General features: G+C 69.4%; 25 protein-coding genes. 9 read left to right on the top strand and 16 right to left on the bottom strand.

The features are described 5' to 3' along the window. Positions 1–55: 55 nt before the first annotated feature. Complete coding sequence (locus OEB96_RS23925; RefSeq protein WP_266219025.1) at positions 56–1531, top strand: hypothetical protein; 1476 nt, start codon at positions 56–58, stop codon at positions 1529–1531. Between the two features lie 10 nt (positions 1532–1541). On the opposite strand, the gene OEB96_RS23920 is transcribed toward OEB96_RS23925, so the two are convergent. The 5 genes from OEB96_RS23920 to OEB96_RS23900 all read right to left on the bottom strand — a co-directional run bounded on the left by OEB96_RS23920 (position 1542) and on the right by OEB96_RS23900 (position 5053). Further along, complete coding sequence (locus tag OEB96_RS23920) at positions 1542–2123, bottom strand: hypothetical protein (RefSeq protein WP_266219024.1); 582 nt, start codon at positions 2121–2123, stop codon at positions 1542–1544. Further along, positions 2120–2923, bottom strand: a complete 804-nt coding sequence (locus OEB96_RS23915) for a hypothetical protein (protein ID WP_266219023.1) — start codon at positions 2921–2923, stop codon at positions 2120–2122. Before OEB96_RS23915 ends, OEB96_RS23920 begins: the two co-directional genes overlap by 4 nt. Positions 2924–2960: 37 nt before the next feature. Beyond that, positions 2961–3305, bottom strand: a complete 345-nt coding sequence (locus tag OEB96_RS23910) for a hypothetical protein (protein WP_266219022.1) — start codon at positions 3303–3305, stop codon at positions 2961–2963. 82 nt (positions 3306–3387) lie between these two features. Further along, positions 3388–4287 carry a hypothetical protein gene (locus tag OEB96_RS23905; RefSeq protein ID WP_266219021.1) on the bottom strand — a complete coding sequence of 300 codons (900 nt, stop codon included), beginning with the start codon at positions 4285–4287 and terminating at the stop codon, positions 3388–3390. Between the two features lie 4 nt (positions 4288–4291). Then, entirely contained in the window at positions 4292–5053 is a 762-nt protein-coding gene (locus OEB96_RS23900; protein ID WP_266219020.1) for a hypothetical protein, read from the bottom strand. Positions 5054–5242: 189 nt separating this feature from the next. On the opposite strand from OEB96_RS23900, the gene OEB96_RS23895 reads away from it, so the two are divergent. Continuing rightward, positions 5243–6100, top strand: coding sequence for a DNA-methyltransferase (locus tag OEB96_RS23895; protein ID WP_266219019.1), 858 nt, complete (start codon positions 5243–5245; stop codon positions 6098–6100). 84 nt (positions 6101–6184) lie between these two features. On the opposite strand, the gene OEB96_RS23890 is transcribed toward OEB96_RS23895, so the two are convergent. The 3 genes from OEB96_RS23890 to OEB96_RS23880 all read right to left on the bottom strand — a co-directional run bounded on the left by OEB96_RS23890 (position 6185) and on the right by OEB96_RS23880 (position 9052). Next, entirely contained in the window at positions 6185–7237 is a 1053-nt protein-coding gene (locus tag OEB96_RS23890; protein ID WP_266219018.1) for a hypothetical protein, read from the bottom strand. Between the two features lie 5 nt (positions 7238–7242). Continuing rightward, on the bottom strand, positions 7243–8223 hold the full coding sequence (locus OEB96_RS23885; RefSeq protein WP_266219017.1) for a coiled-coil domain-containing protein: 981 nt from the start codon (positions 8221–8223) through the stop codon (positions 7243–7245). 139 nt (positions 8224–8362) lie between these two features. Beyond that, positions 8363–9052, bottom strand: coding sequence for a hypothetical protein (locus tag OEB96_RS23880; RefSeq protein ID WP_266219016.1), 690 nt, complete (start codon positions 9050–9052; stop codon positions 8363–8365). A gap of 75 nt (positions 9053–9127) precedes the next feature. Here OEB96_RS23880 and ung point away from each other — a divergent pair, with 75 nt between their 5' ends. The 3 genes from ung to OEB96_RS23860 all read left to right on the top strand — a co-directional run bounded on the left by ung (position 9128) and on the right by OEB96_RS23860 (position 13064). Next, positions 9128–10624: a uracil-DNA glycosylase gene (ung, locus tag OEB96_RS46845; protein WP_323137428.1), complete on the top strand. Its 1497-nt coding sequence runs from the start codon at positions 9128–9130 to the stop codon at positions 10622–10624. 111 nt (positions 10625–10735) lie between these two features. Then, positions 10736–11215 carry an MGR2/ROMO1 family protein gene (locus OEB96_RS23865; RefSeq protein WP_266219015.1) on the top strand — a complete coding sequence of 160 codons (480 nt, stop codon included), beginning with the start codon at positions 10736–10738 and terminating at the stop codon, positions 11213–11215. A 31-nt stretch (positions 11216–11246) separates the two neighbouring features. Next, entirely contained in the window at positions 11247–13064 is a 1818-nt protein-coding gene (locus tag OEB96_RS23860; RefSeq protein ID WP_266219014.1) for a L,D-transpeptidase, read from the top strand. Between the two features lie 279 nt (positions 13065–13343). Here the strand turns inward: OEB96_RS23860 and OEB96_RS23855 are convergent, their stop codons facing one another. The 7 genes from OEB96_RS23855 to rpsB form a co-directional block, all read right to left on the bottom strand. Beyond that, positions 13344–14033, bottom strand: coding sequence for a hypothetical protein (locus OEB96_RS23855; protein WP_266219013.1), 690 nt, complete (start codon positions 14031–14033; stop codon positions 13344–13346). Positions 14034–14056: 23 nt separating this feature from the next. Beyond that, the gene (locus OEB96_RS23850; RefSeq protein ID WP_266219012.1) at positions 14057–15559 is read right to left on the bottom strand and encodes an AAA family ATPase; all 1503 of its coding nucleotides are present in this window, start codon (positions 15557–15559) and stop codon (positions 14057–14059) included. Between the two features lie 41 nt (positions 15560–15600). Beyond that, a complete protein-coding gene (locus OEB96_RS23845; protein WP_266219011.1) occupies positions 15601–16677 on the bottom strand; it encodes a DUF4185 domain-containing protein in 1077 nt (358 codons plus the stop codon). Positions 16678–16737: 60 nt separating this feature from the next. Further along, entirely contained in the window at positions 16738–17295 is a 558-nt protein-coding gene (gene frr, locus OEB96_RS23840; protein ID WP_266219010.1) for a ribosome recycling factor, read from the bottom strand. Between the two features lie 2 nt (positions 17296–17297). Beyond that, positions 17298–18059: a UMP kinase gene (gene pyrH, locus OEB96_RS23835; RefSeq protein ID WP_266219009.1), complete on the bottom strand. Its 762-nt coding sequence runs from the start codon at positions 18057–18059 to the stop codon at positions 17298–17300. Between the two features lie 96 nt (positions 18060–18155). Then, on the bottom strand, positions 18156–18830 hold the full coding sequence (tsf, locus tag OEB96_RS23830) for a translation elongation factor Ts (RefSeq protein WP_266219008.1): 675 nt from the start codon (positions 18828–18830) through the stop codon (positions 18156–18158). A gap of 46 nt (positions 18831–18876) precedes the next feature. Continuing rightward, positions 18877–19800 (bottom strand): 30S ribosomal protein S2, encoded by a 924-nt coding sequence (gene rpsB, locus OEB96_RS23825; RefSeq protein ID WP_266219007.1) that lies wholly within the window; start codon positions 19798–19800, stop codon positions 18877–18879. 337 nt (positions 19801–20137) lie between these two features. Here rpsB and OEB96_RS23820 point away from each other — a divergent pair, with 337 nt between their 5' ends. The 4 genes from OEB96_RS23820 to OEB96_RS23805 are packed head-to-tail and all read left to right on the top strand — an operon-like array spanning position 20138 to position 23575. Continuing rightward, positions 20138–20725: a hypothetical protein gene (locus OEB96_RS23820; protein ID WP_266219006.1), complete on the top strand. Its 588-nt coding sequence runs from the start codon at positions 20138–20140 to the stop codon at positions 20723–20725. Next, a complete protein-coding gene (locus OEB96_RS23815) occupies positions 20725–21492 on the top strand; it encodes a hypothetical protein (protein ID WP_266219005.1) in 768 nt (255 codons plus the stop codon). The genes OEB96_RS23820 and OEB96_RS23815 overlap by 1 nt, the downstream gene beginning before the upstream one ends. 2 nt (positions 21493–21494) lie before the next feature. Then, the gene (locus tag OEB96_RS23810) at positions 21495–23456 is read left to right on the top strand and encodes a hypothetical protein (protein ID WP_266219004.1); all 1962 of its coding nucleotides are present in this window, start codon (positions 21495–21497) and stop codon (positions 23454–23456) included. Then, the gene (locus OEB96_RS23805; RefSeq protein WP_266219003.1) at positions 23453–23575 is read left to right on the top strand and encodes a hypothetical protein; all 123 of its coding nucleotides are present in this window, start codon (positions 23453–23455) and stop codon (positions 23573–23575) included. Before OEB96_RS23810 ends, OEB96_RS23805 begins: the two co-directional genes overlap by 4 nt. On the opposite strand, the gene OEB96_RS23800 is transcribed toward OEB96_RS23805, so the two are convergent. Next, positions 23547–25205: a hypothetical protein gene (locus OEB96_RS23800; RefSeq protein WP_266219002.1), complete on the bottom strand. Its 1659-nt coding sequence runs from the start codon at positions 25203–25205 to the stop codon at positions 23547–23549. The genes OEB96_RS23805 and OEB96_RS23800 overlap by 29 nt on opposite strands. Positions 25206–25275: the final 70 nt, after the last annotated feature.

Here is a 25275-nt window from a genome sequence, read left to right as displayed (position 1 = left end):
ACCGTCATCGCCCGTCGGCTAGAGTCGTCCGATGCAGCACCTACCCTCCACTGGCATGATCTTGCTCTGCGCCACCACCTTCGTGTGGAGCTGCGGCGACGACACGTCCGTTACCGATCCGACCTCCGCTCCGGGCACCACCATGCCCGATCCCACCGCCACGGGGCCCATCGATCCCACGACCGGTGGTCAGCCCACCAGCGTCGGCACGGGTGAGGACACCACCTCCGGTACCACCACCGAGCCCATGACCACCAGCCTCGACTCGTCGAGCGAAGGTCCCGGCCCCGTGTGTGGCAACGACGTGATCGAGGCCGACGAGCCCTGCGACGGCACCGACCTCGGCGGGGCCACCTGCGTCTCCGAGGGCTTCGACGGTGGATCCCTCGCCTGTGCCGACGACTGCTCGGGCCTGGACACCTCGGGCTGCTCCGCGGCCGTATGCGGCAACGCGACCCTCGAGGGTTCCGAGCTGTGCGACGGCGCCGAGCTCGGAGGCGCCACCTGCCTCTCCGAGGGCTTCGACGGCGGCACCCTCGCCTGTGCCAACGACTGCTCGAGCTTCGACACCGACGAGTGCAGCACCTGCGGCAACGTGATCGTCGAGGGCGACGAGCCGTGTGACGGCGTGGCCCTGCTCGGCGAGAGCTGCGAGGACCAGGGCTTCGACAGCGGACAGATCGCCTGCCTGCCCGACTGCTCCGGCTTCGACACCACCAGCTGCGGCATGTGTGGCAACGGGGTGCGCGATGGCGACGAGCTCTGCGACGGCATGGACCTCGGCGGCGAGAGCTGCCTCTCGCAGGGCCTGGGCAACGGCAACCTCGGCTGCCTCGCGAGCTGCCAGTACAGCTTCGTGGGCTGTGAGCTGGCCTCGGGGGTGCTGCTGACCGTGCGCACGGGCGACGGCTGGCTGCGCGCGCTCGACCCGTTCACCCTCGCGTTCACCGACATCGGCCCGCTCGGCGTGGGCTTCGACTTCGGCGAGGTGGCCTACGACACCACCAACGGGATCCTGTGGATGATCGACGGTCGCCCGCTCGAGGCGCTCTACACCGTGAACATGGCCACGGGCGCGGCGAGCCTGGTGGGCGTGCACGGCATCGACGACCTGTTCGGCCTGGCTCACGACCCCACCACCAACACCCTGTTCGGCAGCGGCGAGTCACCCACCGGCTTCTACAGCATGAACACGATGACGGGAGCCGCATCGCTCATCGGCGATCCGGCCATGGCGGCCGACGGCCTCACCTACGACTCCACGCGGGATCAGATCGTGGCGCTCGCGGCCGGCGGGGGCACGATGTACTCGATCGACCGCATGACGGGCGCCCCCACCGTGCTGTCGAACGCGGGCTTCATCGACAACTGCGGCCTGGCCTACGATCCGTTCCAGGACCTCTACTGGGCCATCGACTGGTCGGGGAATCTCTATACCTACGATCCCAACATGGCGTACACACGCACGCTGGTGCTCAGCGGGCTCGGCTCGCACGACGGGCTGACCTACGTGCAGGGCTTCGCGCCGTAGCGCCAGCGCCTCACAGGCCCACCCCGCTCCCCCGCACCCCCACCGTCGCCGATCCCTCCCTCGTCGGCTCCTCCGCCGCTCGCTCCGCCACGCGATCGAGCGGCACGATCACCCCGCCACGACGACCCAGGCCGTACGTGGCCAGTACACCGTCGAGCTCGTCGCGCGCCACCGCCTCTCCGTCGAGCATGTACGCAGGCACCCCCACGAAGCGCCGGGCGTGCACCTTGGCCGCGTCGATCGCGAGCTGCTCGCACAACCACCGCTCGGGTGCAGCCCATAACCACGGCGCCTCGATGCGAACCCGCTCCACTGCCACCGCACATGCGGCTTGCCAGAATTCCGGGTCACGACCCTCGGGGTCGAAGTCGATCGGGACCGGCGTGACATGGGCCCGAACCTCCTCGAAGGCCAACACGCTGTGCAGCACGTCATGGCTGTAGGCACACGAGTCGCTGACCAGGGCAATGAGCCCTCGCCCCTCGACGAAGCGCCAGGGCCGGGTGGCGAGACCGACCACGCCGGCCAAGCCCAACCCCACCGCGACGGGCACGATCCACCGCACCACCCACCGCACCACCCACCGTCTCATCGGCCCTCCTCCTCTTCCTCGTCGCCCTCTTCCCCGCGCTCGGCCAGCAGCCGCTGCCGATGCACCTCGAGGTATCGCGCGAGATTGACCGCATGCCAGTAGTTCGCGGCATCCAGCGCCGATTCGAAGTGCGGAGGATCTCCACGCTTCACCACGTCTCGCTCGAGCGTCGCCTTCAGGCGCTCCACGCGGTCCACGTCGAACAGCGAGGCGGCGACCCATGGCGAGTAGAGCTCTTGCCCGATCGCGAGCCGATCGGGACCCTCCGGAATGCGCACCGTCTGCCCGAGGCGGATCCCACCGATGCACATGACGTAGTCGGGACAGTGAGCATCGGAGCGCTCCTCCGGATCGAGCACGCTGTGCTCGCGCAGCACGGTACGAACGTGCACGATGCGACCGCGTCGCTCGTCGACGCGGTCGAGCACCATCTCGACCCGGTAGCTGCATGCACCCTCGATCTCCGCTGCGTATCGATCGGCGCACTCGAGCCGCTCGTCGCTGACGAACGACAAGTCCTCGAGATCGGCGAGCAGCTCCACGTACGCCCAGTTACCGTCCGTGACCGCATCGATGATGCTCACGGCATCGGTGTCGAGCAGGGCCTCGTGCTCGTGGGCCCGTGCGGGCTCGATCGACCAGATCTCGCGCAGTTCTTCCGGCTCGGGGGCACCAGCCGCCGTCCCGGCCAGCCGAGCGCGCAGCTCCGACGCCCGCTCCGTTCGAGCCGGACTCTCTCCCACGAGCAGCCAACAGCCGATCGCAAAGGCCACCAGGCCCAGCAACAGGGGACCCCGCATCGTCATCCCTCGTGTCTGCGAACACACGACCCGACGACTAGAGCCCGATCCCTTGCGCGCGTACCAAGGGTCTCCTCGGCGCGACCGACGGGGATCCCCGTAGCGGCAGGAGGTCTTCGGCCACGATGTACTGCGCCCCGTAGCGCTCGAGCAGCTCTGCCGGGGTACTCGACTCGATGATGCTCGATGTCGACAGCGCCATCCTTCCCCCGGCAGGGTCGGAGGGGGGCACACGGATGATCACGCAGTCGAGGGGGACCTCGATGCAGTGCGTCTCTCGAGCCGTGCCGTTCAGGGTGATCGCCGCTGCGTCCGCTCCGAGGAGGCACGACACCATGCCGACCAGCACGCCCAGGCGCAATGTTCGCTGCTGCCTCTTCATGACGGGGGGCTACCCCATCATGGGCCGAGCACAACTCGTGCCCGTCGAATTCTCCTTGGCCGCCTCGTACCGTGCTCCCATCCTACGGCGTGCGCACTTCCTGCCCGCCGCTGAGCACCAGCCGCGGAAACGCGCTGCCCACCGTCGTCACCACCTGCATCACGTCGCCGACCGTCGCGCCTTCCTCGGGCACCACGATCACCGTCTCCTTGCCGGGGTAGCTCTTCTTGATCTCGCGCAGCAACACCTGCAGCTTCGCGGGCGAGTCGACTTGGTGCTCGCGGGCAAACCGGGGATCGGTGGCGCTCACGTGCACCGTGCCGCCCCCCACCCGAATCGTCAGCCCCAGTGCGGCCGAGCCCTGGCGCAGCTCCAGTCCCCGCGGGGGCACCAGGAAGAACGTCTTGGCCCGCAGGCTCCCGCGGGTGTTGTTGACCAGCAGCGAGAGCTGGGGAGGCTGCACCGGGCGGGTCTCGGACGCGGCGTAGGCGATCTGCAGCAGTGTCGAGGCCGGCAGGTCGCGGTGCACCGCGAGCAGCACCCGTGCGGGAATCTCCACCGCGAACGCGGACGACTCCACCGCCGACTCGAGCCACGTGCGCTGGAACGCATCGTAGAACGCAGCGGGGCACCCACTGTCGCACTCGGCCGCGATCGTCGAGTCGGCCAGGCGCCCCTGCTGCAAGGGGGCCACCGCGTGATCGTAGATCTGCACTTGCTCGAGAGTCGCGGTGACGAACATCCCCGGCTCGAGCCCGCCCCCGTCGGCCACGGGCAGCTGCTCGGTGCCCAGCACGTCGTTGACGTGATTGATCACGATCGTGCTGAAGCCCTGCAGCCGCTCGAAGTCGGCGCGCGAGCTCTGCGAGGTGCCCGCGGGCGTCGCAGACGGCTGTGCCGCCACGTGCTCTGCCCCCAACCCCAAGCCGATGAAGCTCGCGATCACGAGCCCTCCCACCATCCCGAGCATGGACCTGCGCATCTGGCTAGAACTCCTCCACGGGAAAGCCCATCCACCGATCGACCAGGCCCTCGGGGATGGGCGCGCTGGCGGTCGCCAGGCCCAGGGCACGGCTTCGGAGGCGCTCGTCGACCACCTCGCGCGCGGGCGGCTCACCGGCAACCGAGGCCGTCGCGGATCCGGCCGTCGCTCCCGTCAGCGACCCCGGCAGCAGCGTGGTCATCCCCACCACCGCGTACCGACCGTCGCGCTCACGCGTGGCCACGTAGACCCGAAAGGGATCGCGCTCACAGTCGAGCCGCACCAGCGTGCCGCCGCCCAAGCCCTCGTGGGACTCCTCGACGAGCACCGCGATGATGTCCAGCATGTTGGCCTGCCACAGGCCCAGCCGCTGCAGGCGCTCACCCGCCACCGCGCCCACCTGATCGATCAACGGATCGATCGGCTGCGACGCGTTCGCGGTGCACACCGCCCCGCGCATGGTGGACGAGTAGCGCTCGACCTCGTCGACGAAGCGGCGCTGCACTCGGCGAGGATCGGCGTGGTCGGCCAGCTCGGCCGGCAGCGCCTCGAGGATCGCCAGCGGCGAGCCCCCCGCGAGCCAGGCGAGCAGATAGAACGAGTCCCAACCCACGAGCTGGTCAGCCGCCTCCACGCACTGGCTCGCGCGCGACTCCACGCACTGCACGAAGCTCTGGGCCGTACGCTCGGCTGGCGGGGCGTCGGGCAGGCGCACCACGGGTGGGTCCTTCTTGCAGGCGGTCGCGGTGGCAAGCCCGCCCAGCACGATCGGGACCGACCAATGGCATCGACGCGAGCGGCATCGATGGGAACGGCGAGGCGGTCGCAGGGCGATCACGGCTCCTCACGCTAGCAGACGGCCCGCGCAGGGCCAAAGAAAGCGCGCGCCCTGGGGGGTGCGCGAGCCAGGGTCGAAAATTTCGGGTCTGGGGGGTCCCCATGAAAAGCAAGGTCCGTGGCTGTCTCGATCGGCACCAGCGCGGCGGCGGCCGGCCCCGCCCTCGACCTCCCCTCCACTGCGCTCCACTGGGCCTCGCCCGATGGCGCTGCCACCCTGCTCCATGGCGACAGTCTCGAGCTGCTCGAGGCGATGCCCGAGGAGTCGTTCGACGTCGTGTTCGCCGACCCGCCGTACTTCCTCAGCAACGGCGGCAGCACGTGCAAGAACGGACGCCGCGCCAAGGTCGACAAGGGCGGCTGGGACCGTAGCCGTGGGGCGGAGGACAACCACGCGTTCAACCGCCGCTGGCTCGCGGCCTGCCAGCGCCTGCTGCGGCCCGACGGGACCATCTGGGTCTCGGGCACGAGCCACGTGATCTACAGCGTGGGCTTCGGTATGCAGCAGCTCGGGTTCAAGCTGCTCAACGAGATCGTGTGGGAGAAGCCCAACCCGCCGCCGAACCTCTCGTGCCGCTACTTCACCCACTCGACCGAGTCGGTGCTGTGGGCCGCACGGGGGCGCAAGAGCAAGCACCACTTCGCCTACGCACGCATGCGCGAGCACAACGGCGGCAAGCAGATGAAATCGGTGTGGCGGATGACCGCGCCCGGCAAGGGCGAGAAGCTCCACGGCAAGCACCCCACGCAAAAGCCGCTGGCGCTGCTCGAGCGGATCCTCGAAGCCTCGTGCCCACCCGGAGGGGCGGTGCTCGATCCGTTCAACGGCAGCGGAACCACCGGGGTGGCGGCCACGCGCATGGGGTACCCCTATGTGGGGATCGATCAGCAGGTGGAGTACCTCGAGCTGACCAGGCGACGACTGCTCGACGAGCGACCGGCGTGGGCCGGCAAGGCGCGGCTACGGCTGGCGTAGGTGGGACGCTGATCTCGCCCCGCGCCACGATGAAGGCCGGCCCGCGCTCTCGAGAGCCCGAGCCGGCCTTCCTCCGCGTGCCGGCTACTTGCCCTTCTGGGTGTTCTTGGCCTGCTCGAGCGCGATCTCCTTGATCGCATCGAACGACGAGGCATTGCTCGCACCGTCGATCGCCTTGACCGCGAGCTCGGTGGTCTGCTTGCGCGCGCCGTCGAGCTGGCGCGACAGCTCCTCGATCTGCTGATCCTGCTTGGCGATCGTGTCCTCGAGGGACTTGATCTTCAGCTCCCACACCCGCTGCACGGCCTCGTTGTCCTTCTTCTTGAGGTCGGCCTGGGTCTTGGTCTGACGCTTGGCAATCCCGGTGCCCTCGGCCTCGGCCTTCTTGGTGGCCGCCTCGAGCTCGCCCTCGAACGCCTCGTTCTTGGCCGTGAGCTCCTTCAGCTCCTTCTCGCGCTCGGCGATCGCCTTCTCGCGCTCGGCCCAGCCGGTCCGCTTGCCCTCCTCGAGCGCCGCGAGTTCCTCCTCGAAGCGCTTGCGGGCCTGCGCGGCCTCGTCGGCCTGCTGCTTGTGGCGCTGCTCGGTGTCGTACTTGTACTCGGCCCCGTCGCGCTGGCGGCTCTTCTTGAGCGAGGCTGCGGCCTCCTTGGCCTCGCGCGCGTGATCGTCTTGCTCGCGCTTCCAGGCGGCCTTGGCCGCGCTGGCGTCCTTGTCGGTCGCGCTGCGCTTCTCGGCCAGCTGAGCCTCCACCGCCTTGCTGGTCTCGTGGTACTGGGCGATGAGCGTGTCGAGGGTGTCGGCCGCGACCTGGAGCCCGTGCAGGGCCTCGAGCTGCGCGATGAACCCGTCGGCCTCGCTGCGCAGGCGCGCGAGCGCAGTGGCCTCGGCCGTCAGCTTGCTCTGCAGCGAGCTCGACGACTCGCCGATGCTCGCCGTGAGTGCGTGGAGCCGGCCGACGATGTCGGAGATCGACAGCTCCTCGCCGTCGCCACCGTCCGAGCCACCGCCACCGCCACCGCCGCCGTCGGAAGCAGCCTCGCTCCGATTGGCCTTGGCCGCCTTCAGCTCCTTCTCCAGCTCCTTGTATGCGGCCACGAGCTCTGCCTTCGTGTTTCGAGTGGAAATCTTGCTTGCCATGTCGCTCACGCTCCGCGGGTGGTGGGACGCTGGAAGGCCTGCTCGGCCAGGTTCTGGCTCTTGGCGATGGTCGCGTCGAGCTTGGCGCTGAGATCGGCGATCTGTGCGGTCTGACGCTCGATGCGTTGCTCGAGGGTCTGCACCTTGAGCTCGAACACCTTCACGTTGGCGTCGTGCTCCTTGTCGAGCATCTCGAGCTCGAACTTCGCCTCGCGGTTGACGGTAGCGATGGCCTTGTCGCGAGCCTTGTTGGCCGCGTCCTCGAGCGCGGCGGGGAAGCCCCCCACCTTGGCGCGCAGCTCCTCGGTCTCCTTGCCGCGCTCGCCGAGCACCTTCTCGCGCCCCGCCCAGTCCTTGGCCTTGGCAGCCTCCTCGTCGGCGAGCTTGCGCTCGAGCCCCGTGCGACGCACCGCGTCCTCGTCGGTCTGCACCTTGGCCAGCCGTGCGCGCTCGTACTCGTGCTCCTCCTCGGCCTGCTGTCGCTCCTTGGCCTGGTTGTGCTCGAGTTCCTTCGCCGCCGCCTCGGCATCCTCGCGCTCGCGCTGCCACTGCTCGCGCAGCGCCGCCATCTCGTCCTCGAGTTGCTTGCGCGCCGCCTCGGCCTGCTCGGTCAGCGCGGCCAGCCGCTGCTGCCCGTCCTGCTTGAGGATCGCGAGGGCCTCGGCCGCGACCACGGTGGAGCGCAAGCGATCGAGACGCTGTCTCTCCACCTCGATCGCTCGCCGCAGCTCACCGAGCTTGGACGACTCGGCCTGCAGCTCGCTCGAGATCGCCTCCACCGAGCTACCGAAGCCGAGCTGCAGCTTGGCCAGGCTGTTGATGATGCTCTCGACCGTGTAGCCGGCCGCTCGCTCCACCAGCTCGCGATTCTTGATCTGCTCGGCTTCCTCGGCCTTGGTGGCGATCTGAGAGGCTCGTTGCTCGTGCGTGCGAAGGAGCTGAGTGAACTCCTTTTGGATCTCTTCTCGGGTCTTCGGTTCGTTCACCGCGGCCATGGGTTCCTCGGGGCTGACGATGTTGACGACCGCGGCTCACCATGAGCCGGCGGCAGGGGCGCCATCGTAGCCCCGATCGTCCGCAGGTGGATCGCATTCGCCCACGCTGGACGTCGATCCAGTCGTCCCATCAACCGGCGGTACGAAGCTCGACCGTGGCTCCGGCCGCCACCAGTTGCGCGCGCGCGCGCTCGGCCTCGACCTGGCCGACTCCCGCGAGCACGCGGCATGGCAGCGTTCGTAGCCGCTGCACCAGATCGCGCACCGAGGCGCGCGTGATGCCGCGCAGTGCCACCGCCAGCGGCAAGCTCACGGAAGGACACCCCACGATGGTCACGTCGAGGCTCGTCTCGGTCTGCGCGGAAACGACCGCTGCATCCGGGCTCGCCTTGGATTGCGGCTCAGGGGCCGGCTCGGTCGCCAACCCGGAAGCCGGCTCGCGAGCGGAACGCGCGGGCGCGCTCGGGCTCGGGCTCGGCGAGGCCGCGGCCCGTCGGGGCGCGCTCGGGGGCCGCACATCCACGCGTCCGTCGACGCCCAGCAGGGAGCGAACCTCGGCGAGCAGCTCCTCGAGCACGCCCCGGCCGAGCTGCTCTGCCACCAGCTCCCCAAAGCTGCCCTCGAGCAGCTCACGCGGCTCGCAGGCATAGCTGCGCTCGACCCCGTCGTGCGCGTAGCGATCGCCCACCACCACCTCGCCGCCACGCAGCGCCACGAAGGTCGTGTGCCCCGGCCACGCAGGGCCCGGCCGCTGCCACCGATAGACGCGACCATCGTGCCTCCACCGAGTGATGCCGTCGTCCTCGTTCGCTTCCGCCATCCTGCTCAGACCCATCCGAGACCCATGCGAGACCTGGTAGCAGTACCCCAAGCCATGCCACCATGTCCATCCTCGATGGCCGAGCCCAAGCCCGACATCAGCGCGATCTTGCAGCGCCTGCGAGAGGGTTACCCCAACGCCACCTACGAGCTGGACTGGCAGACCCCCGAGCAGATGTTGGTCGCCACCACCCTCGCGGCCCAGTGCACCGACGAGCGGGTCAACCGCGTGACCAAGACGCTGTTCGTCAAGTATCCCAGCCCCCAGGCGTTCGCGCAGGCCGACCTCGACGAGCTCGCCAACGAGCTCAAGCCCACCGGGTTCTTCAAGCAAAAGGCCAGAGCCGTCCAGACCATCAACCGCGCGTTGGTGCAGCGCTTCGGCGACAAGGTCCCCACGACCATGCGCGAGCTGACCTCGATCAAGGGGATCGCGCGCAAGACCGCCAACGTGGTGCTCAACTGCTGCTTCGACCTGCCCACCGGGATCATCGTCGACACCCACGTGGCGCGGGTCAGCCAGCGCATGGGGCTGTCGCGGCAAAAGGACCCCGAGAAGATCGAGGCCGACCTCATGCGGCAGGTGCCCAAGGACGTGTGGACGTTCTGGGGCCCCGCCATGGTGCTGGTGGGGCGCTACGTCTGCACGGCCAAGGACCCCGGGTGCGATCGCTGCCACTTCCTCGAGCAGTGCCCCCGCAAGGACGTCAGCGGCCCGCGACCAGCCAAGGTCACCCTGCCTCCGCCGCGGGTGGTCACGGCCGTCTCGCCGCGCACCACCGCAGGCGCAACGAGCCCCGCGGGCGCAGCGGCAACGGCTCCCGCGGTCACGCCCAAAGCAGCCACGCCCAAAGCAGCCACGACGACGGCCAAGGCTGCGACTTCGCCGAGCTCGCCAACCGCTTCGGCTGCGACCGCATTGGACCCGTGGGTCGAGGCGCTCGCATCCGAGATCGACGAGCCATACTTCCTCGAGCTGCTCGACTTCGTCGAGCGCGAGCGCGCCGAGCACCAGGTGTTTCCGCCGCGCGAGCAGGTGTTCTCGGCCTACGTCCACACGCCGCTGTCCGCGGTGAAGGTGCTCGTGCTCGGCCAAGATCCGTACCACGACGACGACCAGGCGCACGGGCTGAGCTTCTCGGTCGGGCCCGACGTCAAGGTCCCCCCGTCGCTGCGCAACATCTACAAGGAACTCCACGGCGATCTCGGCCTCCAGCCGCCCAAGCACGGCCACCTGGTCAAGTGGGCGCAGCAGGGAGTGATGCTGCTCAACACGGTGCTCACCGTGCGCGCGCACCAGGCGGGCTCCCACCAGGGCCACGGCTGGGAGCGCTTCACCGATGCCACGATCAAGGCGGTGAGCCAGCGCAGCGAGCACGTGGTGTTCGTGCTGTGGGGCAAGCCGGCGCAGAAGAAGAAGAAGCTCATCGACGGCCGCAAGCACACGATCCTCGAGGCCAACCACCCCTCGCCGCTGTCGGCGAGCAAGGGGTTCTTCGGCAGCAAGCCGTTCTCGGCCATCAACGCGGCCCTGCGAAGCAAGGGCCAGGCCGAGATCGACTGGCGGCTGTGAGACCGTGCGACCTGCGTGGCCGGCGTGGGCTGGCGCGAGGTGCGACCCCGGTGTGAGCGTTCCACGACCCCCGGGGTCGGCGCGCGGCCGACAACGGGGTAGATTCGCGCCGTGCCCCAGGTGGTCTACGCGCTGTTCGAGGATGCCAAGGCGGCCGACCAGGTTCGCGCCGACCTCAGCCGTGGGGGCAAGGACGGCCCCGGCCTCGATGTACGCCCGCACGAGCGCCGTCTCGACGCCAACCAGCTCCCCGAGGGCGCGACCACGTTCGGCCGCAACCTCGTGATCACCACCGCCATTGCCAGCGTGTTCTTCATGGTCACGGGCCTGGTGCTCGGCCTCTACGACGTGGTCGTGGGCATGGGCCCCGGCATGGGGCTCGCAATCGGGCTCATCACCGGACTGGTGATCGGGGTGTACACCGCCATGCAAGCGGGTACTCGCGTCGCCAAGCCCGAGATCCTCGAGCTCGCCCCGCGCGTGTCGCAGGGCGCCGTGCTCCTGACCATCGAGGTCGACACCCGCCGCGAGGCCGACCAGGTCGTCGATCAGCTCGACGATCGCGGAGCCGACACGGTCGGCATCTGCTGAACGCGTGCACTGCTTGCGCCCTTCCGTTCCCATGCGCTCTCCACGAACCACTCCAATCGCGTCGCTCCGCACGATCGCGCTGCTCGGTCTGCTGCTCCCCATCGCCTGCGGGACGGGCGAGGACTCCACCCAGCCCGCGACTCATGCCGAGGCCAAGGCGGCCGACGACGGACGGCCCGCGTCGGCCCACGAAGCCGAGGCCGAGGCGGCCGACGGCGCGTCCGCGGGCCCAGCCAACGCCGATGGAGGCGAGGCGGCCGAGGGCGAAGCGGCCGACGCAGGTGCCGGTGACGAGGTGGCCCACGCCAATGGAGGAGCGGACACGAGCGCCTTGCTCGTCCCCCCGCCGGCCGAGTCGCTGACCATGCACGGGCTGGCCGCCTACGAGGTGGTCACGATCTACGCCAAGCCCAACCTCGCCTCCACCAAGCTCGGCTACCTGCGCTTTGGCCATCGCACCATGGTCACGCCCAAGATCGCCGACGAGGGCGAGGGTTGTCCCAAGGGCTGGCATCAGCTCCCCGCCGGCGGCCACGCGTGCGCCAGCAAGGGGCTCACCGTCGAGGCCGACAAGGAGCCCTACATGTACCATCCGCCGCCGCGGCCTCGAATCGAGGAGCCGATGCCCTACGACTACGGGGCCATCGCGCGCGACGGAACCGAGACCTGGTGGCGCCCGGCCACCGCCGCCGAGCGCCAGCTCGCGGCGGAGAAGTTCGCGCTGCTGCAGGAGGAAGCGGCGGCAGCGGCGGCAGCGGCGGCCGGCCTTCCGCCTCCGCCGCCCAAGGCCAAGCCCGCGCCCAAGCCCAAGGCCGGCGATGGCGCTGCTGCGGGCGATGACGGCGGTGGCGGCGAGCCCCTTCCCGGAGTCGACGATCCACCGCCCGAGCCCGCCGCACCGCCCTCTCCCGAGGAGCTCGCCGAGCTCGCGCGCAAGGCCGAGGAGGAGCGCCTGCGGCAAGAGGAGGAGCGCAAGGCTCGACTCGAGCAGATGAGCAAGCTGCCGCTGCATCCCGAGCACCCGTTCCTCGAGCGCGGCTTCACCATCACCACCGCGCTCAAGGTCAACGACCAGGGCCGCACCTGGTGGAGGACCAGCCGTGGTGGCTACCTCGATGCGGCCAAGGTCTACAAGAAGCCCCCGCCCAAGGTCGCCGAGGTCGGCGTCGTGCTCCCCGAGACCTCCGGGTTCCCGTTCGGCTTCGCGGGCGACGACAAGACCCCCGTGTTCCAGCGCAACGAGGACGGCAAGCTGCAGCGCAAGGGGTCGCTCGCCTACCGCACCTTCGTCGACGGGGTGGAAGAGCTCGAGATCGACGGCAAGACGTACCTGCGCACGGCCGACGACACCTACGTGCGGGCGTCCGATCTACGACTGGCCGTGCCCCAGACTCCGCCGCAGGACCTGGGCGGGATCGACCGCTGGGTCGACGTCGACCTCTCGCAGCAGCTCCTGGTGGCCTACGAGGGCGAGCGTCCCGTGTTCACCACGCTGGTCTCGACCGGTCGCAAGGGCACCAAGGAAGAGCCGTTCGACACGCCCACCGGGACCTTCCGGATCGTCACCAAGCACATCTCGTCCTCGATGGACGGCAACACCGCCTCCGACGGCAACTACTCGATCCAGGACGTCCCCTGGGCAATGTTCTTCCACGGCAACTATGCGCTGCACGGGGCCTTCTGGCACGCGGGGTTCGGCGGACGGCGAAGCCATGGGTGCATCAACCTCGCCGTCACCGATGCGCGCTGGCTGTTTTGGTGGGTGGGTCCCGAGCTACCCGAGGGGTGGCACGGAGCGGCGGCGCACGATGGCTCGCCGGGGAGCGTGGTGGTGGTGCGGGCGGGGTGAGCGGTGCACACGAGGTCCGCTTGCAACCGTGCGGTGGGCTCGCTAGCGTCGATCGGGTGCAGCCCACACGCGAGCAGCTGTGCGACCGGCTCCGCGAACGGCTTCGCGGTCGCACCGACGTCCGCGTGGTGGTGCTGTTCGGCTCACACCACGCTCGAGACCGACCGGCCGTGGTACGAGCGCATGAGCGAGGCCTGGCTGGCCAGGGTCGCCCGGGAGGGGCTCGGGGGTGGTTGATCGTCATCTCATGGCAGCCAAGCTCGCCGAGGCCGAAGCTGTTCATCCGACGCCGAGCTGGATGTCGAGCTCGGTGAGCTCGGCGAGGAAGGCCCCCAGGCTGGGGCTTTGTCGGCCCGTGGTCAGCAGGGTCTTGCGTTTGCGGTAGGGCGCGGCCTCCTCGGTGTAGCGGCGTAGCACATTGCCCTGGTCGAGAGCATCCCGTCCCGCTCTCTTCAAGGCCTCGTTGGCTGCCTTGGCACAGCCGATCGTCTTGCTCTGCTTGGCGCGCTTGTCCTCGAGCAGCGGTAGCAGCCAGCACTCGATGGTGTCCACTGCGATCGCGAACAGCACGCGGTGGCCGTGCTTGGCGTGGAAATCGGCGCCCATCCATTCGACGAGGCGGGCCCTCGCGGCCTCTCGTAGCTGCCAGGGATCGAGGCTGGATCCCGTGCTCGGATCGCGGCGGGAGACGTCGTAGCCGGGGTGATCACACACGTCGGTGTCGATGTGGATCACGAGGTAGTCGTTGAACCCGAGCGCCTGGAGGTGATGGCCGTCCTGTAGGCGCCGCTTGAGGACCGTCCAGCCGCCTTCCTCGGGCTCTCCGGGCAGTGGGATCTCCGGGGGGAAGAACGAGTTGATCTCGAGGGCGTCGAGCGCAGCGCCTTGGTCGGCAAAGTACCCGAGCAGCACCTGCTTGATGACCGCCTGGTCCGTTCGGCCTTCGGAGAGGATTCCGATCGTGGTCATCGTGGCTGGCCCACTCGTCGCGTTTAGAAGTTGTCGGGCAGGCCGCCGAGGTAGCCGCGGAGGAACGCCTCGGAGAGCCGCAGCGCTGGGGCGCCTTCGATTGGCTTGGGGGCGGGCACCCGGCGGACGCGGGTGGCACCGTGCTCGGTTCGCGACACCACGACCAACCGCTGCTCGTCGTCGGAGAGGTCGAGACCGTCGAGGACCGCGGGGTTGTGGGTGGTCACGACGACCTGGCGGTCCTGCTGCTTGGCGAGCTCGACGACGTCATGCATGAGCCGGGCGCACAGGCGCGGGTTGAGTGAAGCGTCGATGTTGTCGATGGCAAAGAAGGTAGGCGTGTCGGGGCTGAGCAGCAGCGTGTAGTAGAAGAGCAGGAACAGGAAACCCTCATTGGCGCTGCGCTGGTCGAGGAGAGCGTCGGAGGCGAGGTAGCGATCGCGGAGGCTGAGGCGGCGCTCGCCAGGGCCGAGGTCGGTGGGGAGCTCGAAGCCGGAGAACCAATCGATGAGCGAGAGGTGGCGGTTGAGCTCCTCGAGGACCTCGGTCTTGCCTGCGCGGTCGAGGGCGCGGAGGTGGGCGAAGAGGCCCTCGCCGTTGATGCCGATGGGGAGGATCTGCCCCTCGCGCTCGAAGGTACGGAGTGCGGAGTTCTCGGGGGAGAAGATCAAGAACCGTTCGAGCTCGCCCACGAAGGGTCTGAGGAACCCTCGTTTCGCGAAGTGCTCAGCAACCAGGCGTTGAGCATCCGAGACCATCGTCCCCTGGCTGGTGATCTCGTCGACGAGCTCGCCTACGGCAGTGCGAAAGCGTTCGTCTACGTTCTTGACTGCGTCCCCTCGCTCGTTCACGAGGAGGGACTCCACCAACCAACCGGTCATGGTAACCGACGGATCTTCATGGAACCGAAAGTCGACCAGCACGTTCCTGAGCGCGCCGATGCACACTCGCATCCGATCTGCTGTTCCACCTGAAAACGCGGGTCGCATCAGCCTCGGCTCCACGCTCCGTATCCCCCTCGAGGCCAAGAATTCGTGGTCCAGCCGATTCGAGTACGCCGCCGATGCGAACGCGATCGCCTCGAGCACGTTGCTCTTGCCGCACCCGTTCTCGCCGATGAGCACCGTCACCCGGCCGAGCTCGAGCTTCAGCCGCTCGATCGACTTGAAGCCCTCGATTTCGATCTCGCGGATCACCAGCCGTTGCTCCTCGTCTGCGGTGTTCGCACGGCGCCCCAGCACGCGCAACCGGGGTACCCGCGCAAGACCCGCGATCGTGGCCCTCGGTGAGCCCCATTCGAGGCCAGTCGACCTCGATCGGAGCTTCCCCAAGCTCCTCGGAAGGTCCCGGGACATCCGCCGGAGCTTCCCCAAGCTCCTCGGAAGGTCCCGGGACATCCGCCGGAGCTTCCCCAAGCTCCTCCCCCAGGTCCTGGGACATCCGCCGGAGCTTCCCCAAGCTCCTCCCCCAGGTCCTGGGACATCCGCCGGAGCTTCCCCAAGCTCCTCCCCCAGGTCCTGGGACATCCACCGGAGCTTCCCCAAGCTCCTCCCCCAGGTCCCCGGACCTACTCGCCCACCTCCACCCGCACGAACCGCGGCCAGTAGAGCGTCTCATCCGCCACCAGCACCCCGAAGTCGGTGGCATTGCTCGCGTACGTGACCACCAGCCCCTCCCCTTCGAGCTGCGGGTGCGCCTTGGCGGCGTACACCAGCACCCCTGCTCGATCCGACTCGGGCGGCCGAAACACCGTGGTCCTTCGGCTCCATGGCCCCTCGGGTCGCGGCGCCGTCCGAATCCCGATCGTCGTCCCGCCGAATCCCTCGGTCTGCACCAGCACGAAGCGCTCGTGCTCGGCATCGAAGCTCACGCTGAACTCCGTCTGCGCATCCCCGAACACCACCGCCGGCGCTCCCGAGAGCGACGCGTGCGGCACCCAGCCGTCGCGCCACCACTGCGGCTCTCGCAGGTCCCCCGCGTCGAAGGCCGCCTCGCTCCACCGCAGCAGATACACGTCGTGATCTCCGGGCTCCTCCACCGCATACGCGTACACGAAGCCCGGCAGCGCCAGCACGCTCGCGCCGATCCTCACCCCGTCGTCGGCCCCGAACGACACCTCCGGCAGTTCCAGCTCCCGCCACGTCCACGCGCCGGGCTCGTCTCCGGTCACGTCGTCCGCTCGCAGCGCCCGCGTTCCCACGGCCTCGAACCCGAGCCCGCCGCCCGCAGCCTCCTCGAGCCAAAACGTGGTGACCACCCCGTTCCGCTCGATCCCGTGCAGCGGCCAGAACCAGTGCTCCGCCGCCTCGGGCACGTAGCTCGCCGGTCCACCATCCTCGGCCTCGCGCCACGCGAACGCGATGCTCGCGGTGACCGGATCCTCCCCACGCTGCACCGCCACCGTGTTGCGCACCAGCGTGGACTCGCTCCGCACGTGGCGCTCGGTCGTCGCCACGAACGTGTCCCCGAACAGCCACAGCGTGCGCGTGTCACCGAGCGCGACCGAGTACGCCGCATCCCCACCGAGCCACCGCACGTCGCGATGGAACAACGCATCCGCCTCGGGCCACGCACGCGCACTGGTCGCTGGCCCGCAGCCAGCCATCACGGCCGACCCCACGAGCCACCCGATCATCGCGCGCATGCGACGATCGTGCCGCCATCGCCCGCGCCGGGCAACCACCCGGCGCGCAGGCCACCTCGACTAGCCGTCGAGGATCTCCGCTTCCTTCTTGGTGATCACCTCGTCGACCTCCTTGATCTTCGCGTCGGTGAGCGTCTGGACGTTGCCCAACCCCCGCTTGAGGTCGTCCTCGGAGATCTCCTTGTCCTTCTCGCCCCTCTTGAGCATGTCGTTGGCGTCGCGCCGCGCCTGCCGGATCGCGATCCTGGCATCCTCGCCGGCCTTGTGCACCTGCTTGACGAGATCCTTGCGCCGCTCCTCGGTGAGCGCGGGAATCGGCACGCGCACGATCGCCCCGTCGTTGCTCGCGTTGAGCCCCAGCTGCGAGTTGTTGATGGCGCGCTCGATCGCGGCGATGTTGTTGCGATCGTAGGGCTTGACCACCAACATGCGCGCGTCGGCCACGCTCACCGTGGCCGCCTGCTTGAGCGGAAGCTGGGTGCCGTAGCTGTCGACCCGGACCTCGTCGAGCAGCGCAGGGTTGGCCCGCCCCGCCCGCACGCGGGCCAGCTCCTTCTTGAGCCGATCCAGGGCCGTGTCCATCCCGTCCTTCGCCAGTTCCTCAGCTTCCTCGAGCATCGCTATCTCGCTCCCGTCGTCGTGGTCGTGGTGGTCGTGCGTTGGTTGCTCACCAGGGTGCCCACCGGCTCGCCGAGCACGACCCTCCGGATGTTACCCTGGGTGCGCAGGTTGAACACGATGATGGGCAGATCGTTGTCCTTGCACAGCGAGGTGGCGGTGCTGTCCATCACCTGGAGGCCCCGGGCGAGGACTTCCATGTACGTCAACGTCGAGAACCGCACCGCGTCCGGGTGCTTGGCCGGATCCTTGTCGTAGCAACCGTCGACCTTGGTGGCCTTGAGCATCACCTCGGCCCCGATCTCCAGGGCCCGCAGCGCCCCCGCCGTGTCGGTGGTGAAGTACGGGTTGCCCGTGCCCGCCGCCAGGATCACCACCTCGCCCTCCTCGAGGTGCTGCACGGCCAGCCGCTGCGCATAGGTGTCGCACACGGTCTTCATGGGGATCGCCGACATCACGCGCGCCTTCACGCCCGCGTGCCGCAGCGCGTCCTCGAGCGCCAGCGAGTTGATCACCGTGCCCAGCATCCCCATCGAGTCGGCCATGGCCCGGTCCATGCCGTCGGCCGCCGCGCTCACCCCTCGGAAGATGTTGCCAGCCCCGATCACCACCCCCACGTGGACGCCCAGAGCCACCACCTCGTGGATCTCCTCGGCCACCGCGCGCAGCACGGCCGCGTCGATGCCATGACCGCGGTCGCCTTGGAGCGCCTCCCCCGAGAGCTTGAGCAGGATCCTTCGATAGCGCGGCGTGGGTCCGGTCATGGCGTCTGGCTCGGGTCTTGCTCGACGGTCGAGGGTTGGTCTCGTGCCCCCGCCATGGCTCGCCGAGCACGGCGGGGGCGAGATGGCCACGCGAGGCTAGCTCGAGGCAGCGGCGACCTGCGCGGCCACCTCGGCCGCAAAGTCGTCCTGCTTCTTCTGCAGGCCCTCGCCCAGCTCGTAGCGCACGAAGCGACGGATCTGAATGTTCTCCCCGATCTTCGCGATCATCTCCTGCTGGAGCTGCTCGACGGTGCGCTTGCTGTTCTCGGGCGGGTTCTTGACGAACACCTGCTCGAGCAGCACGCGCTCGGAGTAGAACTTGTTGATCTGCCCCTCCACGATCTTGTCGACGATCTTCTCGGGCTTGCCCTCGGCCAGCGCCTTCTCCCGCAGGATCCCGCGCTCCTTCTCGACCGCCTCCGTGTCCATCTCCTCGCGGCGCACGGCCTCGGGAGCCATGGCCGCGATCTGCATGGCGACGTCGTTGCAGAACGCCTGGAAGCCCTCGGTCTTGGCCACGAAGTCGGTCTCGCAGTTGACCTCGAGCAGCACACCCACGCGGTTGTTCGAGTGGATGTAGGAGACCACGGCGCCCTCGGTGGCCGCGCGCCCGGCCTTCTTGGCCGCCGAGGCCAGCCCCTTCTTGCGCAGATACTCCATCGCCTTGTCGATGTCGCCATCGACCTCCGCGAGCGCCTTCTTGCAGTCCATCAGACCCGCGCCGGTGGCCTCGCGAAGCTCCTTGATCAATGCAGCGTTTACCTGTGCCATTGCTCGCTCTACTCCATCACTGGGGCGTCACTGTCGTGGACCAGCGTCAGCTGGTGGCGTCGGCGCCCTCGGCCGCGGCCGCGGCGGCCTCCTCCTCGGGCGTGGCGGCGGCCTCGGGCGTGGGCAGGTTGCCCCGCCGCGACACCAGCTCGACCCGCGGGCCGTCGCCCCCGGTCATCACGCGAATGGTCTCGGGAGCCTCGTCCTCGCCCGACGAGGCATGCACCGCGCGCTGCTTGCCGATGCGGGTGCCCTCGATGCACGCGTCGGCGATGCGGGTGCAAAACAGCTTGATCGAGCGGATCGCGTCGTCGTTGCCGGGGATGACGTGGGCGATCCGGTCGGGGTTGGCGTTGGTGTCGGCCACCGCCACCACCGGAATCCCCAGCCGATTCGCCTCGCTGACCGCGATGTACTCCTTGGCCGGATCGATCACGAAGATCGCCCCGGGGAGCTTGGGCATGTCCTTGATGCCGCCGAGGTTGCGCTCGAGCTTCATGCGAAGCCGCTCCTTGCGCAGGACCTCCTTCTTGGTCATCTTCTCGTAGGTGCCGTCCTCGGCCATGCGCTCGAGGCCGCGCAGCTTGTCGACCGACTGACGCACCGTCTTCCAGTTGGTCAGCGTGCCGCCCAGCCAGCGCGAGGCCACGAAGAACTGCCCGGCGCGCTGCGCCTCGGCCACCATCACGTCGGCAGCCTGCTTCTTGGTGCCCACGAACAGCACGGGGCTGCCGTCGGCCGCCACGTTGCGCACGAAGTTGTAGGCGCGGCGGAACAGCACGGCCGTCTGCTGCAGGTCGATGATGTGGATCCCGTTGCGGGCCCCGTAGATGAACGGCTTCATCTTGGGGTTCCAGCGATCGGTGCGGTGTCCGAAGTGGACCCCCGCCTCGAGCAGCTGGCGAACGGTGATGATGCGTTGGGCTTGGTCGAGGGCGCCAGCGTCGCTGGCCTCGGTCGTCGTCTCCATGTCGTCTTCCTTGGGTGGCGTTGGGCCTCTGCCCCCGTCGTCGGTGCTCGCAAAGCCGCTGGGGACCCAGGCCGAGCCCGGGACCACGACGACCACGCCACGAGCCCCTCGAGGAGCATGGGTCGTTGAAAGCGGGGCGCTTGGTAGCACGCTCCCTCCGCACCCGACAAGCGATCGCGCCCCGCCCGACCACAGCCCCTTGGCCGCCTACCGCAGGCCCCTCCATGATAGTGAGGAAACCGGCGCCTAGCCCCCCAGAATCGGCGTTCTACGCGCACGATCCGCACCGCATGGATGTCATGGCCCTTCGGCCGGCTTGCGCTATCGTTGGCGCCGCATGACCGCCACGCGCACCTTGGCCGCCGCGCTCGCGCTCGGCTCGGTCCTCGGCATCAGCTGCTACTCGGAGCCTCAGCCGCCCTCGACCTATCGCTACGCCTGCAACGGTGACGGCGATTGCAACGGCGACGAGTTCTGTCGGCGTGGCCGCTGCGAGCGTCCGTGCACGCAGATCACCGCCGCCAACGACTGCCCATTCGAGGATGGCTACGTGGCTTGCTACAACGGCGCCTGCGTGTCGACCTGCGAGCTCGATCAGGGCTACTGCCCATCCGGTCTCGAGTGCATCGACCTCGGCATCGACCTCGGAGGGAGCAGCAGCCCCTTCGGTGGGGGCTCGAGCGCCGCGGTGGGCATCTGCGGAGTCCAGTGCGAGGCCGACGACGACATCTGCCCCGAAGGCGAGGTCTGCGTGCCCGACTTCGGAGCCTGCGCCGTCGACTGCTCGCAGGGGCAGGACTGCCCCGACGGCTACATCTGCTTCTTCGGCCTGTGTGCCCCCGAATCGGGCTTCCCCTCGGGGGATGATGGTGGCTCGGAGAGCTCGGGCATGGGAGCCAACGCCGACGACGAGGAGCGCCGCTGATGGACCGCCGCTTCATCGCACCCACCACCTTCTCGCTGGCCCTCTCGCTGTGCGTCTCGGCCTGCGCGACTGGTTCTTCGTTTGGTCCCACGGTTGGTTCTTCGTTTGGCACGACCGCGGCTCCGCGGCTTCTGTCCAACGACCTCCACGTGGGCGGGCTCGACGAGCGCACGCGCTTCGAACTCGACGATGCCGACTCGCCGCGCACGACCAAGCGCGGGGCATCCGAGGACCGCGTCGACACCCCCGCCAAGCAGCGCCGCCGCAAGGTGCTCTACTTCCTGGGTCTGGGCGCCGCCGGCTTCGGCGTGGTGGGCGTGACCGCATTCGGGATCGGCGGCCGCATCGTTCAGGCCCAGGTCAACAACGGCTACGACGACGGCACGCTCACCCACGAGCGCGAGGACCAGCTCAACACCACCGGCGCCGTGATGAACGGCATGGCCATCGGTAGCGCGGTGCTGGGCCTGGCCGGGGTGATCCTGAGCGCCACCATGTACGGCATCGACCATGCGCGCTGTGGCGACCTGCCGCCGCGACGCAAGGACGACTGCCGCGACGAGGGTGCCGTCGATGAGCCCGCACCGGCACAGACGGCCGAGCCCACCGACGCGCCCGGACCCAAGCCCATCGAGCCGGCTCCCAAGATCGAGCCGACGCCGGCCCCCGAGGCAGGACCCGAGCCCGAGCCCAAACCCGAGCCCACACCCGGCTCCGTCGCCTCCTCCCCGCAGCCCCAGCCCACGGCTGCAGCCGCGGGCGAGTAGTCGTGTCCGACCGAGCGCACGCGGACGATCCGTGGTCGCGCGTCTCGCCACGGGTGCTGTTGCTCGGCGTGCTGCTGCTGAGCGCGCTGCTGTACCTGCCGACCCTCACCTTCGCGTTCGTCTACGACGACCACTGGACCCTGCTCGCCAACGGCTTCCTGCGCCAGCCCGGCGACCTCCCGCGGCTGCTCGGGCCTTCCGCCCACGCGGCCCACGTGCCCGACGCGTTTCGGCCCACCCTCGTCGCCTTCGACACCGCGAGCTACTGGCTGCTCGGCGTGGATCCCTGGCGTCACCATGCGGTGTCCGTGCTGCTGCACGTGAGCGTCGTTGCGGCGATGGCCACGTGGCTGCGCCGACTCGGAGCCCCCACCGCCTTGTGGGCCAGCAGCGCGGCGCTGTTCGGAGTGATGGCCATCCACGCCGAGGCGGTCGCCGTGGTCTCGTTCCACGAGGATCTCCTGGCCGCGGGGTTGGGCATGGCGGCCTTGGTGCTCGCCGACGGCAGCGGCCGAGCACGAGGCACGGGCTCGATGCTCGTGCTCGCAGCCGCGAGCGCGGTGCTCATGGCCCTGGCCGCCGGGGCCAAGCTCAACGCAATTGCGCTGGTGGGTCTGTGGGTGCTCGCGCGCGGGCTGGCCCCATGGGGGCGCAGCCTCGGCGCTCGCGATCTTCCAGGCGCGCTGGGCCTGCTGGTCGGGGCCTCCCTCGCCTTGGCCCACCGACTTGCGATCTACGGCGGCCCGTCTCCCTATGGCGATGATCCTCGGATCGCCCTGGTCGAACACGGGCCAGTCTCCGTGCTCGCCCGCAGCGTCCAGATCCACGTGGGCTACCTGCAGCAGATGGTGCTGCCGTTCGGCCTCTCGCCCGAGTACGTCGAGCCCCCCGACGCCTGGACCTCGATCGCGACGTTGGTCTGCGCGCCCGCCTTGCTCGGCCTGCTCGGCCTGGGCCTCCACGCAGCATGGCGCCGCCGACATCCCGTGCTCGCATTGGCCGTGCTCGGTGCCATCGGCCTGGCACTCCCCACCAGCAACCTTTGGCCCATGCCCAACCTCCGAGCCGATCGCCTGATGTACCTGCCGTCGATCCCCGTGGCCGTGGGTCTGGCTGCGCTGCTGCTCGGGGCCGGTCGCACATGGGCAAGCAGGGTGCGAGCCGAGCGAGCCGACCAAGGCGGCGGGGAAGTTCGGGCCCTGGCGCCGCTGCTGACCATGCTGATCCTGCAAGGGGCGCTGGCCCAGGGCGCGAGCACCATCTACCGCAGCGACCTGCGACTATGGGAGACCGCGCTGCGACATGCTCCCGGCTCGGCCCGCGCTCACGCCATTCTTGGTGAGCTCTACGTGGCCCAGCTCGGCGATGCCCCCAACCCCGATCCCAAGCCGTTGACCCGTGCGTCTACTCACTGCACGATGGCTCAGCACCTCGCGCCTCGGCAGGCGCTCCCTTGGCTTTGCGAGGCCCGGGTCGCCGTGGCCGCGCACGACTGGGCGCGGGCCTACGATCGCTTCACCCGAGCCCTCGAGCTGGGCATGCCCCGTCGAGATCGCGTCCTCACAGCCCTGGCCTCGGTGGTGCTCGATCACCCCGACCTTCCCTATGAGGATCGCACGGTCCGGGCCCGCGAGTTCGCAGATCGCGCAATCCGCGAGTACCCCTACTCGGCCTTGGCTGCGGCCACGGCTGCGGGGATCCATCATCGACTGGGCGATGCGGCAGCGGCTCGCGAGCTCTACGCCCGTGCAAGGAAGCTCAGGCCCGAGCGTTGGGACCTCGTGCTGGCCGGGGTGGAACTCGAGCTCGATCTCGGCCATGCTTCGGCGGCTCGTGCCGCATGGGCCGCAAGCAAGGATCTGCTCGAAGGGGCCGATCCAACCCGGCGAGACCACGTACGGCGTCGTCTGGCCGACGCCGAACGCCTGGCTCCCCGACCATACCCACTGGACTCCACGCCATGACCCGCAAGTTCTTCGCGCTCCTCGCCTTCGTCGCCCTGTCGATCGCCATCGGTGGCATGGCCTGCATCGAAACCCAGGAGGAGATCGACTTCAGCGACGAGACCGACGGGGCGACTTGATCGAGCCCCCCGCGTTGGGCTCGAGCGTCTCGAACCGAACCGCAGGCGCCTCGGTGGACGGCGTGGGGGGTAGCGCCAGATCGTGCACCAGCCCCATCGGAGCCCACCAGTAGCGATCGAGCGCCGCTGCGTCCGAGGGGCCGTCGCCCACGAGCACGAGCCCCAAGCCCTCGAGGGCGGTGCGAGGACGAGCCTCCGCCGCCGAGACCAGCGCGGTGACCTCTCCGCAGCCGAGCGGCTCGAGCCGAGGGGCGAGAGCGTCGACATCCCCCAGCTCGCCGTGGATCCACACCGCCGCCGCGGCCAGGCACGCACGGTGAAGGGCGTGCTCCACCGCCAGCCGCTCCGCACCGCGGCGACCACTCCCGGCTGCGATCGCAATCTTCAGCACGAGACCCTGCGCCAGCGGAGCCGCGCGGCCGTGGACCAGCGCCACATCGATGCCCGTCGCGGCCAGGTGAGCGCGACGGGTGGGCTCGATCGTCCCGAGCTCGATGAGCTGGAGCACCAGGTCGGCATCGGTGGCTGGCTCGGGTCGATCCCCAACCCCCTGGAGCACGGCATCGCACGGTGGCTCGATGGTCCGTCCTTCGCCCTGGGCGAGGATCCAGGTCCCTAGCGAAGTCCACACGGCTTCGCACGCGGCGGCATCGAACGGCCGGGGCAACGCGGTCTCCTCCACCGGGGTCCGTCGGCTGCGCTCGAGCATCGCCCATAGCCGCAGCACCGTCCCCTCGGCGCGCTGGAACAGGACGTCGGGAGCCAGTCCATACGCCTCCTCGTCCTCGAGGACGTGCCGTAGCCTCGCCGCCCCCCAGCGTGCAGGTCGACGCTTCCACCCTCCGAGCGTGGCCGGGGCCACCGCCTCGGACCATGGCAGCTCGGGGGCCGCTGCGAGGGCTGCGGCCTCACGTGCGAGCTCGGTCAGCACGAAGTCGAGATCGGCCTCGAGGGGACCACGGGCGAGGACCACGGGATGCGAGGCGGGCATGCCATCGGTCCACTGCGACAGCATGCCACGTAGAGCCGTCAGATCCTCGCGTGCCGCGGCCATCGTGGGCTCCGAGGCCGAGCCGAGCTCGGCCAGCCCCAGGCGCAACGCCGGACCGAGCTCGGACAGCCCGCAGCCGTCGTCGCAGCGCCCGGCCGCGAGCCGGGTCGACAGCGCGTGAAGATAGGGCTCGATCGCGTGGACCAACGCATGCGGGTCATCGCGCCACGGGGGGCGCCGACGGTGCTGCTCCTCGCGCTCGAACGCGGTCTGCAACGCTCGCAAGATCACGCCGTCCTGCGGGGACGACAACGCCAGCGAGATCGCAGCCGCGTCCCGTTCCAACCTCACCGACACCTCGCGTCGCGCGGCTCGAGCGGCCGCGCCGAACTGGGGCGGATGCAGGGGCGTGCCCTCGACCTCGGCCGCGGCCACCGGATCGAGCATCCGCAGCGCCGCCGGAGCATCGCGCCGGAGCATCGCCATGGCCTGCGCATGGGCCTGCCGCCGCAGCTCCTCCGGCGCCAGCGCGCCCTCGGCGGGCGTCGAGTCCTCATCGCTCGAAGGGGGGGAGCCCCCCGGGCACCCGAGCAATGCTCCGCCGAGCCCGAGCATTGCGAGCCATCGCGAGATCGTCACGGCCCGAGGCGAGCCCCTGCCCACGCGTGGCGGACTACTCGACGGGAGTGAACCCACCCAGCTCCTTCTG

This window comes from Paraliomyxa miuraensis, assembly GCF_026337845.1.
Classification (GTDB): Bacteria; Myxococcota_A; Polyangia; order Nannocystales; family Nannocystaceae; genus Paraliomyxa; species Paraliomyxa miuraensis.
Note: the sequence above shows the minus strand (reverse complement) of the source record. Positions and strands in the feature narration are given on the sequence as shown.